This is a genomic window from Candidatus Poriferisodalis sp., assembly GCF_965205175.1.
In the GTDB taxonomy this organism is placed as follows: Bacteria; Actinomycetota; Acidimicrobiia; order Acidimicrobiales; family Poriferisodalaceae; genus Poriferisodalis.
On the sequence record NZ_OZ242038.1, the window covers coordinates 1,706,902 to 1,720,904 of the forward strand.

General features: G+C 67.1%; 7 protein-coding genes. 2 read left to right on the forward strand and 5 right to left on the reverse strand.

Features of this window, described 5'->3' with window-relative positions:
* Window positions 1-159: 159 nt before the first annotated feature.
* The 3 genes from ACOGI4_RS07545 to ACOGI4_RS07555 form a co-directional block, all read right to left on the reverse strand.
* A complete protein-coding gene (locus tag ACOGI4_RS07545) occupies window positions 160-3,546 on the reverse strand; it encodes a helicase-related protein (protein ID WP_419841067.1) in 3,387 nt (1,128 codons plus the stop codon).
* A complete protein-coding gene (locus ACOGI4_RS07550; RefSeq protein ID WP_419841068.1) occupies window positions 3,533-3,874 on the reverse strand; it encodes a hypothetical protein in 342 nt (113 codons plus the stop codon). Before ACOGI4_RS07550 ends, ACOGI4_RS07545 begins: the two co-directional genes overlap by 14 nt.
* Window positions 3,875-4,277: 403 nt before the next feature.
* The gene (locus ACOGI4_RS07555; protein ID WP_419841069.1) at window positions 4,278-8,180 is read right to left on the reverse strand and encodes an Eco57I restriction-modification methylase domain-containing protein; all 3,903 of its coding nucleotides are present in this window, start codon (window positions 8,178-8,180) and stop codon (window positions 4,278-4,280) included.
* A gap of 386 nt (window positions 8,181-8,566) precedes the next feature.
* Here ACOGI4_RS07555 and ACOGI4_RS07560 point away from each other — a divergent pair, with 386 nt between their 5' ends.
* Both ACOGI4_RS07560 and ACOGI4_RS07565 read left to right on the forward strand, forming a co-directional pair.
* A complete protein-coding gene (locus tag ACOGI4_RS07560) occupies window positions 8,567-10,486 on the forward strand; it encodes an HNH endonuclease (RefSeq protein WP_419841070.1) in 1,920 nt (639 codons plus the stop codon).
* Entirely contained in the window at window positions 10,429-12,015 is a 1,587-nt protein-coding gene (locus ACOGI4_RS07565) for a hypothetical protein (protein ID WP_419841071.1), read from the forward strand. Before ACOGI4_RS07560 ends, ACOGI4_RS07565 begins: the two co-directional genes overlap by 58 nt.
* Here ACOGI4_RS07565 and ACOGI4_RS07570 read toward each other — a convergent pair.
* Window positions 12,012-12,710 carry a type 1 glutamine amidotransferase gene (locus ACOGI4_RS07570; protein ID WP_419841072.1) on the reverse strand — a complete coding sequence of 233 codons (699 nt, stop codon included), beginning with the start codon at window positions 12,708-12,710 and terminating at the stop codon, window positions 12,012-12,014. The genes ACOGI4_RS07565 and ACOGI4_RS07570 overlap by 4 nt on opposite strands.
* A complete protein-coding gene (locus ACOGI4_RS07575; protein ID WP_419841073.1) occupies window positions 12,707-13,999 on the reverse strand; it encodes a cytochrome P450 in 1,293 nt (430 codons plus the stop codon). The genes ACOGI4_RS07570 and ACOGI4_RS07575 overlap by 4 nt, the downstream gene beginning before the upstream one ends.
* Window positions 14,000-14,003: the final 4 nt, after the last annotated feature.

Consider the following 14,003-nt stretch of genomic DNA (forward strand, 5'->3'; position numbering starts at 1 on the left):
CTGCCGAGGTCGACACGACAAGGCCGTTGACACACCGGTGGCAATGAAGACGCGCTGGCGGTGAAGAAACAAGGGCGAAGAAGTCAAGCCCGGCTGTCCACGCTCTTGCCATGAAATCCAGTTGACGCGGCCCGGTTCGCGGCCAGGCTCGTCGCGCGATCACACCAAGGCGAGCCACGTGACGCAGTAGACGTCGTCGCCGGTGATCTCGGGGAGCGGGTCGGGCGGCACGAACGGCGCCAAGCCGAGGTCTCGAATCACCCTCAACACGAGTTCGGCTTGGCGGGCAGGGTCATCGGAGCTGGCGAGAGCTGCCGCGAGCGTGCGAATGGTGCGCTCGGGGTAGGGCGCGCAGATGGTGTCGACGGCCTTGTCCACGTCGTCCTGTGTCATGCCGGGCGGCGGGTGCTCGCGCACCACAGCGGCAACACGCGCCAAGCGGGGCGCCACGCGCGGCTGCAGGTTCGCACCGTCGGCCAGGTAGTTCCACTTCTCGACGATGTCGGCACGGGCGACCTCCCAAGCCTCGAAGGCACGCCGTGCATCGTCGTCGCTGAGGCGTCGCGGCGTCTCGAAGCCGCTCGGCGGGCGGGCGAGGTGCAGGCACGCCAGCGTCTCGTCCACCACCTTCTGCGCTTCAGCAGCCTGAGCCCCAGGCCCGTCCCCCGAAACAGGCTCGTCTCGTGCAACCAGCGCGCCCCGCGGCACGAAGCGGAACAGTGGCGCAGGATGATCGCCGATGCGGGCGCAGAACACGTAGCCGCGCCGGCCGCCGACAGCCGCCGACATCCCCGAGCCGGACTTCCACGGCAGCGACTCGATCTGGCCGGCTAAGCCACCGTCCTCCATCGCCTGGCGCAGCTCTTGGCGGAACTCCTCACCAGACAGTGTCCCTCGCTCGGTGCCGCCCCGCTCGAACAAGCCAGGATCCTCGTTGCGCAGTAGTTCGATCTCTTCACGAGACTCGGTGAAGTTCACGTCCGAACTGGCGCCTTGGTCAGGCAGGACGTCGCCCACGCCGACGGTGGCGGCTGCTTGGGCGATCCTGCGGTGCAGGCGTTCCTCCAGCCCGAGCAGGTCGTCGAGACGGCTGTCGGGGAAGACGCAGCGTAGATGCACCTCGCGGTGCGGCGAGCCGATGCGGTCGATGCGCCCATGGCGTTGCACCAGCCGCATCGGATTCCACGGCAGGTCGTAGTTGACGATGTGACGGGCCTGCTGGAGATTCACCCCTTCGGCCAGCACGTCGGTGGCCACCACGATGTCGTACCGATCAGCGTCTTCGCCGTGGGGCGCGTCGGTCGTGCGGGGAGCGAAGCCCCACAGCACCGAGCGCTTGTCGTCCGAACCGCCGCTGCCGGTGATCGACTCGATCCGTCCCCGGTAGACGGCCAGGCGCTCGTCGGACTGCACGGCGTTCTCGAGATGTTCGACGATCCAGTCCACCGTGTCGGCGTAGTAGCTGAAGATGAGCACCTTGCGGCGGTCCCGCGTGTCATCGGCACCGATGCCCTCGGCTTCGGCTTCGGCTGCGATGTCGGCCAGCTCATCCACCAGTGCCGCCAGGTTCGGATCGTCGGCCTGGCGGACCGTGCGGGCCTCAGCCTCGAAACCTCGCAGGAGGTCGCTATCGCGGGCTGCATCGGCTCGCAGGCGGTCGACGTCGTAGCCCGCAGCGTCATGGCTCGTCGCCAAGAGGTGATCCGAGAACGAGTCATGGTCCTTGTTGTCCATGTCGTCGCTGTCGGTGGCCATCCAGTCCGCCAGCGCCTCGCCGGTGCCGACCCGCCCGCGCTCCAGCAGGCCCAAGAACGCATCGTGGCTCGCTGCCATGCGGTGGCAGCTCTCGGCGAACGCATGCGGCGAGGATTCGAACCGCTTGAGCAGCATGGAGCGCAGCAAGCCGGCCAGCTGGGTCTCGTACGCATCGACGTCGCCGTCGAGCCGATACCGCGAGGGTGTGTAGCGGGCCAGGGTCAGCACACCCGCCTGCGCAGAACTGCTGTCTGTGTCGAGCGCCGCAGCGAAGCGGTCGAAGAAGTCCCGCAGCACGGCGTCGAGGTCGTAGACCACCTTGTGGACCCGCGGCGTCGGGAACACGATGGGTGTGTCGGCGCCGCCCGTGCGGATGGTGTCATTGGGATAGAAGCGCTTCACGAACGAGCGAGTGCGGCGCACCGCCACCGCGTCGAGCACGTCGAAGAGATGCTCAGGCGTGAGGTCGTCGGGGTTCATCGCCACGGCGTGAGCGAAGTGGTCCCGCAGGGATCGGATGCCGGCATCGGCGAACGCACCGTCGTTCCGCAGGAAGTAGCCCAGCAGGTGGTACAAGTCCCACAGGCTGTTGTTGACCGGCGTGGCCGTCAGCATCACCAGCTGCTTGGGCGGCGAGCCTGCCAGCAGCCGCCGCAGTGCCTGCGCCCGCTGGGTGGACGGGTTGCGCAGGTTGTGCGCCTCGTCGACCACCACCATGGCGTAGTCGTTGATGTCCCGCGCAGCGAGCTTCGTGCCAGCGGCATGGTCGGGGTTGAGTCGAGAGTCGCCGGTGAGGTCCTCGAACGACACCAGCTCCATGGGCAGGTTGTGCTCGTGCATGAACGCTCGCCACGGCCCGTCTCGCAAGGTGGCCGGAGCGACCACCAGCACCCGTTGGCGACGGCCCATGGTCGCGTCTTCAATCAGCGCGCCGGCGAGGAACGTCTTGCCGAGCCCGACCTCATCCGCGATCAGCACGCCATGCCGTTCTTGGAGGACGCGTCGGGCCCGCCACAGGCCGTCGTTCTGGAACCCGGTGAGATGGATGGCCGTGGCGTCTTCCGCCGCTGCTTCGTCGTACACCTCGGCGCCGTAGCGCTCCCACAGCATCCGCAGGTACACGAGGTAGGGCGAATGCTCCTCGAAGCCGGCGCGGAACAGCGCGGCGAGGTCGTAGTCGGCGGCCTCGGCCCACAGCTCGTCGAACCAGTCCTGCACTTGGCCCACCACGGTCGGCGCATAGTTCCCGAGGTTCAGCTCCAGGTTGGTGGCGAGCCCTGCGTGGGTGAAGTTGGACGATCCGGCAACCACGCCGTGCGAACGGTGCCCGACCAGAAACGCCTTGCCGTGCAGAAACCGGCCCTCAAGGCGCCGCACCTGCACCCTGGGGTCGTCCAGCCAAGCGACCAGTCGGCGTGCAGTGGCCTCGGCCTCCAGCGTGAAGCCGAGGTTGTCGCGGTCGAAGCGCAGGTGCTGCTCTTGGCCGTCGAGCGCGCTGCGCATGCGTGCTCGACGGGCCCGATCAGCCTGGCGAGGTTCGGTGCGCAGCGCTCGGCGCCGCTGCTCCGGCGGCTGCGGCTCCGCGCCGAGCAGCAGCCGCACGCCCGAGGCATGGTCCAGCGCGTCGGCCAGCAGGGAGTAGCCGCCCAGGTTGAAGTACGCCGTCGCGATGTCTACTGCGGCGCCGCTGACGAAGTCGGTAGCGGCGTGGGTGATGAACGCGTTGAGCGCCCCGGCGACCGTCTGGCCGCCCCGGTTGAGCGCAATCTCCGGTTTCTCAGGCGTGGTCACGCCACCGCCGAAAGTGTGTTCGGACCGCAGCGAGGCGGTCGAGGTAGCGGTCCGGACGCTTCTCGTCGAAGGTGGTGTAGATGACCTCCAAGTCGTCTTCGTCGAGGCCGTAGAGCAGCGCCACGCAGGCGTCGAGCTCGCAGATGAGGTCGTGCTTGGTCGTCTCGTCGTTCGCCGAGCCCACCGGCACGCCGACCTCAGCAGCCCAGTCCGCAAAGCGCTCGTCCACCGCAGCAAGACGCCCCGAAATCTCTGCCACGCGGTCTCGAACAGGATCGCCCGCCCCCGGGTCCGGAATCGTGAGCAGATTCAGCTGCTCGAACGTCATGTTCAATTCGACAGTGCGTCGAACTTGCCAATCACACGGCATGGAAGACAGCAAGCCGAGCACGAGTGCTTCGTCCGAAGGTGTGCCGGCGATTCTGAGCAAATAAGGCGCGTGATTGGTGATGACACATTTCCCGGGAATGAGTGAGACGATGAGTGAACGGGTATCGGATGCCCGGGTGACGTTGCGAAATGCGATACGGGGATGCAGACATGACAGCGTCTGTAGTTCATTCGTGATAGAGTGATTCTGCTCGGCGAACGCTGACTTGCGCTTCGAGCGCTGTTCGAGTCGTCATTCCTGCAGATATTCGATCATCTCGTCAGAGTCAGCGCTGTCGTAGTAGGTACCCGTGTCCGGCGTCCAGAGATTGAATGACGACCCCTTGTAGACGGGCCAGATGTCACTCATCACCGGCAATCTCGGAACATGCTGCCGCTGCGCCGTCATCTCGGAGGAACAGGTGCCGGTCATTGGTCGCATCGAACTCGCGTACTGGGCGGAAGCTCCATCGTCGTTCACGAATCGGTGACGGTCGTGCGTTGCGTGGAATTCTGCGACCGGACGGAAGCTCGGCGTCCGTCGTCGTTGATGAATCGGTGCCGGTCTGTGGTGGCGTTGTAGTCGCCCTGAATCGGGCGGAACCGCCATCGCGCGGGGGGGGGGGGGCGGTCTCAGCAGAAACGCCGGGCGGCGAGCCGCCGTCGAAGCGCGGATGACGCTTCATGCGCCGCCACACGCGAAACGCCGCTCGACTGGGGATTTGCGGGAACGCGGCCGAGTTAGACCAGCGCTCTAGCTCGGCAACCGGAACGAGTTCTGGTTTGCCGTCGACGAGTTCCCTGAAGTGATCAAGCGATCGCGCCGGACCCGGGTAGATGGCTACGAACGGTTCGTCGCCTTCAATGCCGGATGTGTCGTCAAAGCCACCCCCAAGGTTCGGACTGCGGTGCAGGCCTGTGGACGGCGAGCAGCGCGACCGTGTACCTGGCGTCGAGACCGTCGAACGCCCACTGCTTGGTGTTGAGGCAGCTGGCCGCGCTGAGGTTCGCCTGACGACTGCGAGCACCACCGTGTAGGAGTGATGGACTCCGTCGAACACCCAGCCCTTGTGATTGATGACCGTCGAGATAGTGGCGGCTGTCCTGTCCTGTCCTGTCCTGTCCTGTCCTGTCCTGTCCTGTCCTGTCCTGTCCTGTCCTGTCCTGTCCTGTCCTGTCCTGTCCTGTCCTGTCCTGTCCTGTCCTGTCCTGTCCTGTAAAATTGATGCCCCGTTTACGCCGACGACTTCGCGCCGCCAATTCGCCATGCCGGCGTCAGCGACTGCAGATCGCGGCAGCACAATGCCGAGGGTCCCCCCCAAGCGGCACAGCGCGAGGTTCGCCCACGCGAACGCCTTGTAGAGGTCTGTCTGGCCCGAACCCAATCTGGAGAAGGTGGAGCGGAGAATGTGCTTGAGCGCCTCGGCACGTTGATGCTCTCGCTCGAACTCCTCGGCCAAGTCCGGCCGTTGGGATTCGAGCGCGTCAATGCGGGCACGGCGGCGCGCTACCGGCAGCGACCGCACTCCGGGCAAGTGCATGCCCCACCAGACTTCGCGGTCTACGACCACTTTCTCCCACGGTGGGTTGCCGAGGAGGCAGTCGAAGCCGGGATTGTCTCGCAGGAAGACTTCGGGGAACGCTGCGGGAAGATGCACTGGCCGTAGGCGCTCAATGTGCTCTCGAACCTCGGCGCTCTCGGCCAACCGCGAGAACACTGCAGGATTGAGATTCTCTGGCAGTGAGCCGGTGCCGGCCCGGTGCGCAGTGACCACGTCGAACACCGCCCTCGCACCGCTCACGGCGCGGTGGGCGTCGGCGTGGGCGTCTCGCGCATCCTTGATCTCTCGCTTGGTGGCATCGGACGTCTGGGCCAGTCGGCGCAGAGCGTCCTCGGCAGACCCGAGCAGCGCCGTCAGCTGGTCCCGGAACAAGCTCGGCGTTTGCGCGTCGGTGCTGGGTTCCAATGCGGCAACGGCATCGTCGAGACTGCCGACGCCGGTGAGGCTGTCGCCGTGGATCAAGTTGTGGTCCAAGAACGACAACGGCAAGCCGGCCACGAAGGTGTGAATCCAGATGGCACACCGAGTGAGTTCCACCGCGACCTTGTTCTTGTCGACGCCGTAGATGCAGTGCCGCGCGATCTGGCGCCGCAGCAGCGAGCTGGCCTCGACGCTGGCGCCGGGGTCGCTGCTGCCGCGCGCTGCGACGGCTTGTTCGCCGCGGTTGTGGTCGGGTTCGCTCAGTGCAGCGAGCGCCGTTCGGCTCAGCCTGTCGAGCTCGGCGGTGATCGCCGGCACCGGATGCAGCGAGAGCCAGCCCGCCAGCTTCGATTCGATGCGGTCGAGCGCCGCGACCAGGAAGTGCCCGGAACCCATGGCGATATCGGCACATCGGAAGTCGAAGAAGGTCTCGGCAACAGCGGCATCGTCGCCGGCTTCGCGCAGGTGGTCCAGTCGGTCGAGGTGAGCGTCCAGCGCCGGTTCGAGTGCGTGATCCAGCAGATGCTCCACAGCGAACGGCTTCGTGAAGTACGAGCCGGTGGATTTGCGCACGCCGGAACGGTTGTGGAAGTACACCTCCCCGGCGCGCACCGCCACGGCCTCGTCGGGGTCAGCGGCAGTTGCAGGCAGGTACTGGTCTGCGCCCTTGATGCGCTTCACGACCAAGTCGTCGGGCGCCACCGACAGTTTCGATTCGAGCAAGCCTTCGTAGATGGTGCCGAACTCGCGCACCGACAGCGACCGGAAGTCGATCGGGCCGATGACGCCGTCTGGGCCTTCGTCGACGAGTGCTGCAGCGAGCGCTGGCTCGAACTCGGCGTTGGTCAGCTCGAGCCGTTCGATTGCTGCGCCCGCCGGGCTGATGTACTGATCGTCGGAGAACAGCCCACCGTTGTAGGCGGGAACGCTCCAGTCGGGGTTGCCGCGGTTGACGGCGCGCCACAACAGCTTGACCTCGTCCCACCAGCCAGTGCTCGTGCTGTCGATGCCTGAGTCGCCTCTGACAGTGCCGATGCCGGCAGCGCCGCCGGCGACCGCCACGCTGGTGCGTCGGCGTGATCGTTTGGCGAGGCGCTGCGCGATGCGTGTCTGCGAATGGCTGGCGTAGGTGTCATTCGTTCGGAAGGGCAGCAGGTCCCGATCTTCGGCGTAGGCCACGAACAGCAGGCGGAACAAGATGACCATGACTTGCTCGTACGCATGGTCGAAGTCTGTCTCGCTGACGGTGTTGTCGCCGCGCCCGCTCGTGAGTCGGGCGGCCACTGCCCGGGCCAGCGCGGGGACGGTCTGGTGGTAGATGCGCTCTCGCAGCCGAGCAGCGAGGTCTGCTGCGTAACGCTCGGAGTCACTGAGGACGTCGTGCAGCGACCCGCCGGGGCCCAGCGCCTTCGCCGAGAACAGCAGCTGGAGATAGCCCGCTTGGTCGGTCTGAGTCAGCGCGAGGTTCAGTTCCACGAACGTCTCGGCCCGACCCTTGCGTCCGACGCCGACTTCGGGGCGTGCCGAGTACAGACGTATCTCCGATGCGCGAGTGAGCACCACCCAGTCCAGGTGCTCGCGGTCCGCCAGCGCCAGCGCTCGCGACACCGGCGAGGTGTTGTCGAATCGGCCCGAAGGTGCCTCGAACGGCTCGTTGTCGTCGCAGAACACGGCGACGGCCTCACGCCGGCCGGCAACCGTCAGCACCGAAGCGTTGATGGACAGCGTCTCGACCTCGAAGCCGAGTGCCTCGACGAGCGCTCGACCCCGACATGCCAGCAGCGGCGCGGCCTGCTTGCACGCTGTTGCCCAATCTCGGCGTAGTGGCACTCCGGACTTGAGTTCTTGGCTTGCCAGCAGGCCGGTGTTGCGCAGACCGGGAAACGGCGAGTGCATCTCCGGCAGCGCGGCCATCAGCAGGCGAGTCGCTGCGTGGTGGCTCGGCTCGCTCAGCGCAGCATCGGCAAGGCGTTCCGCTTGAGAGACCTCGACGTCGGTGTACACCACTGGCTTGTCGCCCGTCGGACCGCACAGCGCCACCCGAGTCCCGTCGGCCGTCGGATACGACGCCACGAGCAGCACTGGGGGGTGCCGCCCATCCTTGCGAGCGGACCACGCCGCCCGCAGGTCCGCGTTCGACGGCAATCGCTGGGCACGAGCGAGCACCACCTCCAGCCCGTTGGGGACTTCTTGCACGAACATGTCCGCCGGCACCAGCGACTGCGGCAACTTGGCCCGCGTCTGCCATGTCCGCGGCACCCGATCGATCAGGAACTCATCCACGCGCCCGCGCCGTCATGGTGTGCTCCCTCTGCTGAGTCCCACAGCCCAGTTGCAAGCCAGACCGAAGGCGCCTGCGATGGTAGCGGGGGTCAGCGCGTCGGGGGGGGGGGGGCGTAGACGCTGTGGCGAGCAGCTGCCGGATCGAGAGCCTGCGATGGTAGGGGGGGGGGGGGGGGGTCGGCGCGATGATTCGGCGCTGCCAGCCGCGCCGCGCAGATCTAGCCGGACGCGCCGCGCAGATCTAGCCGGACGCGGCGCCCAGATCTCGTCGGACGCGGCGTGTCTGCGGTTGTCGTTGAACGTCCGGTGCCACTGCCTCGCCATTCCTCTACTGGATGTTTGCGTAGATGTTTGTGTTTGCAAATGAACGTATGTATACTGGTCTCATGTTCAGCGAACTGCTCCGCGAGCCTGCTCCTGGCGCCGACGTGGCCATTGATGAAGACGGGTTCGCCGACGGCCACAGCGCATTCCGCACGACGCCGGTGTGGCCCGTGGCTGAGCCGGCGTGGCCGAGCGAGTCGACGACATGGAGCGGCGGGCCGTTCGGTCGGACTGCTGATGCGACCGCTCCCAGCGGCGGCGCAGCCGGTTCGCCGCCTCGCATCTGCTGTGATGTCGGCGCACGCGGTGCTGAGGGCGCAGACCTGTCTTCGCTCGCAGACGGTGCGCTGAAGGCGCTGATGGTACAGCTGGCAGCCGAGCGTGCTCGGGTGGAAGGCCGCTACTTGGCGGTGGTGAGTGAGTTCGCGACGCGCAATGGCGCGCAGAGTGCGGCGTATGTGCTGCGAGACCAAGCCCGGCTGAACTGTTCGCAGGCGCGCAGCGAGGCCCGGTTGGGCGAGACGCTCGCTGCCGAAGGCCTGACAGACACGATCAAGGCGTTGCAGACCGGCGACGTGACGGTGTCTCATGCCCGTGTGATCGCTCGTGAGGCGCCAAAGCCTCATCGTCGCAGCGAGTCAGATTTCTTGGAGCTGTGCCGGGCGTACCCGTCGGATGTGGTGGCGCGACATCCGTTCGCCTACCAGAGTCAGCAAGTGTGGGACGATCTTGCGGCCGAGGCTGCCGCCAAGGGGCTGTCGCCAGTGGATGTGGAGATGGCTTTGCAGCGCGAGCAGCGCCGCGGGTCGATGCATCGCGGCGACGACGGCATGTGGGTGCTACGGGCAAAGTTCGACGCAATCACCGGCCGTCACGTGTCGGTCGCGCTCCAAGCCGCCGTGCGCACAGCACGAAACCGCCAGCACACCAACCGCGTCGACGCAGGCACGGCTGGTGACGGCGACTGCCTCGGAGGCAACGACGCGGCTCTGACGCGTGCGCAGCTGACTGCGGATGCCGTCGCGAACCTGATCGCGGGCGAGTCGCCGACACGGCGAACCAACACCACGTTGATGGTCATCGCCGACTACGACCTCGTCGACAGCAAGCTCGCCCGCCCGCGTCTGGACGACGGCACGCCGCTGTCAGCACGCCTGCTCGCCGAGCATGCTGTGGACGCGAAAGTGCTGCCGGCGGTCTTCAGCGCCGACTGGAAACAGCTTGCTCTGGGACGCAGCCGCAACGCCAGCGACGCTCAGCGCCTAGTGCTCGCCGCACGCGATCAAGGCTGCATCGGCTGCCAGCTCACCTGCGAGCACACTCAAGCCCACCACATCTGCCACCACGAACACGGCGGACTCACAGAAATCGACAACCTCGCCCTGCTGTGCGAACCCTGCCACCGACACCTCCACCAGCACCATCGAACCATCACCATCGGACCCAACGGCAAACCTCAACTCCAACCACCACAAACCGACCCACCACCCAACAACCGGCCGTCAACGCACCCACCACCCGATCACGAGCAAGCCGACTTCTCGGGGGCGCCGCCGAATGGCCCACCCCCAGCCAGCGCACCGAAGTCCGACGAATCCGGTCGGCCAGAGCACAGCCCGCCGACTGCGGCAGTCCCAGCACACACCAGCGGATCACGAGCAAGCCGACTTCTCGGGGGCGCCGCCGAATGGCCCACCCCCAGCCAGCGCACCCGAGTCCGACGACTCCGGTCGGCCAGAGCACAGCCCGCCGACTGCAGCAGTCCCAGCACACAGCACCTGAACACAGCTAGCCGCAGCATGGTTGCGGCTGTGCTGCCAGCCAGGCTGTCGCAGGCTCGGAGGGCTCGGCAGTTTCGGCCGGCTCGGAAGGCCAAGGACCGGATCAAGTTCGGCGCGTCGGGCGCGTCTAGGCTCGGGCTGCGATGGCAGGTCCTGAAGCCTGTCGCCGGCGGAAGCTTGCCGTTGCGGCACCGTCGCTGATCGTCGCGATTCCGCTGGTCGGCCAGTCGCTGCTGGGCGACGATCGGCGCCGCCTCTACTTGGTCGCGCACGAGGTCGGCAGTAATCTGCTGCGGGCCATAGGCCGTTCGTTGGACAAGATCGACACGTTCCTGGACGACGGCAACTTCCGCCCGCTCGGCCGCGCCGTCGAGAACATCGAGCGAGCAGCCGTCTTCGACGTTGCCGAGGCAACCGGACTGCCTCCGCATGCGGTGAACGGCTTGGTGCGGATGGCCTTGCTCGTCCTGTTGGCGTTCAGTGCATATGGGCTGCTCGCAGCCATGCTGCGGTCGTCGGGCGTGGAGCGCACCGGCCGCCACCCATTGGCGGTGCTGTACCCGATGGTGCTGGCCACAGTGCTCGTCGCCGGCGACCACTACAGCCCCATCACCAGCTACCACCTCGTCCTGCTGGGTTCGGTCGTGTTGACGTTAACGACGGCGTTGTGGGTCGCACGCGACCGCGACATGACGCAGCGACGCTTTGCCTGGCATGAACCGGCAGCGATGATCCTGCTCGGCGCGGCCTTGGCCGGCACGCACGACTTGGCGTACGTGGCCCCGCCGTTCGCCGCTGCGTTCGTGCTGGTGCGTGCGGGCGTTGGTGGCCTTGGTTCTCGACTGCTGCGCTTGGCGTGTACCTGGCGCTGGCTGTCGCTCAGCGCCGGATTCCTGGCGGTGTTCGTACCCGTTCGCATAGAGATTGCGCGGCGATGCGCCACGGCCACGTGCTACGCAGCGTCGCAGGCCAGCTTGACAACCGATGCACTCGGGCGAACCGTCGACCGATTGCTGACCGGGGCACCGCCGGCCGGATGGCGTCATGCGGCGAGACTCGCGGATGGCGCCGGAGTCAGCTTCGGGCTGACGGACTTGGCGACGAACATGCTGCTCGCGGTACTGCTCATTGCGACGGCGTTCGTCACTGTGGCCGCTGCTCGGCGAGCGACCGACGCGTCGGCGGCCCACTGGCAGCGCACGGCAGTCGGCTTGGCGTCGCTCGGTGCGGTCGCGGCGTTCCTGCCAGCGCTTATGGCCGGACTCTCCGGGCGCACGCAAGAGGTGCGCCCGCGTATCGGCGAGGCGTGGCGAGAGACGGTCATGGTGCAAGTGGGCTGGTCGTTCATGGCCGCGGCCGTGCTGGCGTGCGCCTTCGGGTTGTGTCGCAAGCGGCGGACCGTCCGAGCCGCGGCAGTCACAGCAGCCGTGGTGCTGGGCGGCACCATGACGCTCACACTGCTCGCCAACGCTCGGCTTGCGCAGGCCGACCGGGTCACTCCATTGCAAGCCGTCACCAGCGAGATAGCCACCGCAGTCGTTCACTTCGATCCGACCGAGGCGGGCAACGAACGGCGCTGCCGGCTCATCGAGGACTACAGCGCGATACTGCCGAGCCCGCAACAGTGGGTCGGCGGCCCCGGCGTCTGGTCCGAACTCGACAGACTCACGGCCGACCGCCACGGCGTTCCCTACTGCGATCCAGCGCGCCTCGCCGGCGGCAGCCCTTAGGCGACCGCGACGTCGTCGAGGAACCAGTCCACGAAATCGAAGCAGTTGCGCCGGTTGGCGGCCTCGTTGCGCGCCATGTCGGCGAGGATGTCCTCGCGCACGACGCCGACCGAGTCGAGGTAGTCGTCGCTGGCGGCATCGAGCCACTCGGTGGCCAGTGCCACGTTGATCTCGGGATGAAACTGCGTGCCCACGCTGCGGCCCATGCGGAACAGTTGCGGGCAGATCGCAGTGCTGGCGAGCAGCTCGGCGCCTTCGGGCATGTGGAAGCGATCGTGATGCCATTCCATCCACGGCCCGTCGGAAATCGGCAGCGCTGCGCCCGGCGGCGGCGAGATGCGGTACCAGCCGATCTCGGTCTCCGGCGATCGGTCCACCGAGCCGCCGAGCGCGGCAGCCAGCGCTTGACCGCCGAAGCAGATGCCCAGCACCGGGGTGCCGCGCCCGTGCGCTTGACGGATGAGGTCCAGCTCGGCGTCGATCCACGGCTTGATGGCCTCCTCGTACACCGACCAGTACGAACCGGTCACCACCAGCAGGTCGCATTCCGCGTCGGGCAGCGGCTGAAAGTCGGCAGGCCGGGTGTGGTCGGGCACCATCACGTGGACGCACAGCTCGACGCCCCGCTCAACCAAGCGCTCTCCGACCAAGCCCGGACGCGACGTCTCCTCGTGCGTGACGACCAGCGCCCTCATGCGGCCAGCTCGACGACACGCACCGGCAGATGCTTGATGCCGGAGATGAAGTTGGAGCGAAGCCGCTCGATCGGACCGTCGGGCTCGATGCGCACCACGCGCCGCAGCAGCTCCTCGAAGACCACCTTGATCTCCATGCGCGCCAGCCAGGCGCCCAAGCACAGGTGAGGGCCGTTGCGGCCGAAGGCCATGTGCTCGTTGTCGGCGCGTGCCAAGTCAAACCGGAACGGGCGGGCGAAACGGTCCTCGTCGTGGTCGGCGCTGATGTAGTAGAGCACCACCTTGTCGCCGGCTCGCACGCGGACGTTGCGGATCTCGGTGTCGCGCGTGGCCGTGCGGCGGAAGTGCGTGGTGACCGAGCTGGCCCTCAGCACCTCTTCCACCGCAGCGTCTGTCAGCGCCTCGTCGCCGGCTAACACCGCCGTCCTCCACGTGTCGAACAGATGCGGATGCGCCATCAGCACCCAGAGCCCGTGCGTCATGGTGTAGCGGGTGGTGTCGTTGCCGGCCGCGATCAGCAGCGTGAAGAAGTTCTTGAACTCCCGATCGGTGAGCGGCGTGCCGTCGGTGGTCGGCGCCAGCAGCTGACTGATCACGTCGTGGGTGGGGCACTCGCGCCGCTGTGCCGCTTGGCGAGCCGCGTACTCGAAGATCTCGGCGGTGGCAGGGCTCCGAAACGGCATCAAGCGGAACTCGTCGGTATCCACTAGGCCGACTGGGTAGTCGGTGAAGTCGGGGTCGGTGTTGCCCAGCAGCGCATCGCCCCACTCCACGAGCTGGTGGCCGTCGGCGTCGCTGGTGCCCAGCATGCGGCCCAGCATCCGCATCGGCAGCTCCTGGGCCACCTCGGTCACGAAGTCGAAGCGGGCCATTGGCAGGGCGCGGTCCAGCACCTCGCAGGCCAGCCCGCGGATCGCGGTCTCGTAGGTGTTCACCACCCGCGGCGTGAACCCCCGGCTGACCAAGCGCCGGTAGCGCGTGTGCTCAGGCGGATCCATCTCCATCATCGTCTTGCGGGCTTCGAGCTCGTCTGGCGCCATGTCCTCCAGGCGGATGCCCCGCGACGACGTGAACGTCTGGGTGTCGCGGCTGATCCGGAACGCGTCGTCGTACTTGGTGACCGCCCAGTAGCCGCGCCCGTCGGTCTCGTCGATCCACGCCACCGGCTCGTCGCGTCGCAGGCGGGCGAACGTGGCGTGCGGCACGCCGTTCGCCCAGACGTCGTGGTCGGAGATGTCGGCGTCGTCGGGTCCCAGATCGTCCAGGTAGGGCTCGGCCCAGGTATTCACCGCT

Excerpts from the sequence above, each read along its gene's own strand:
- ACOGI4_RS07550 (WP_419841068.1), bottom strand. The coding sequence starts at position 3,874 with ATGACGTTCGAGCAGCTGAATCTGCTCACGATTCCGGACCCGGGGGCG.
- ACOGI4_RS07560 (WP_419841070.1), top strand. The coding sequence starts at position 8,567 with ATGTTCAGCGAACTGCTCCGCGAGCCTGCTCCTGGCGCCGACGTGGCC.
- ACOGI4_RS07565 (WP_419841071.1), top strand. The coding sequence starts at position 10,429 with ATGGCAGGTCCTGAAGCCTGTCGCCGGCGGAAGCTTGCCGTTGCGGCA.
- ACOGI4_RS07570 (WP_419841072.1), bottom strand. The coding sequence starts at position 12,710 with ATGAGGGCGCTGGTCGTCACGCACGAGGAGACGTCGCGTCCGGGCTTG.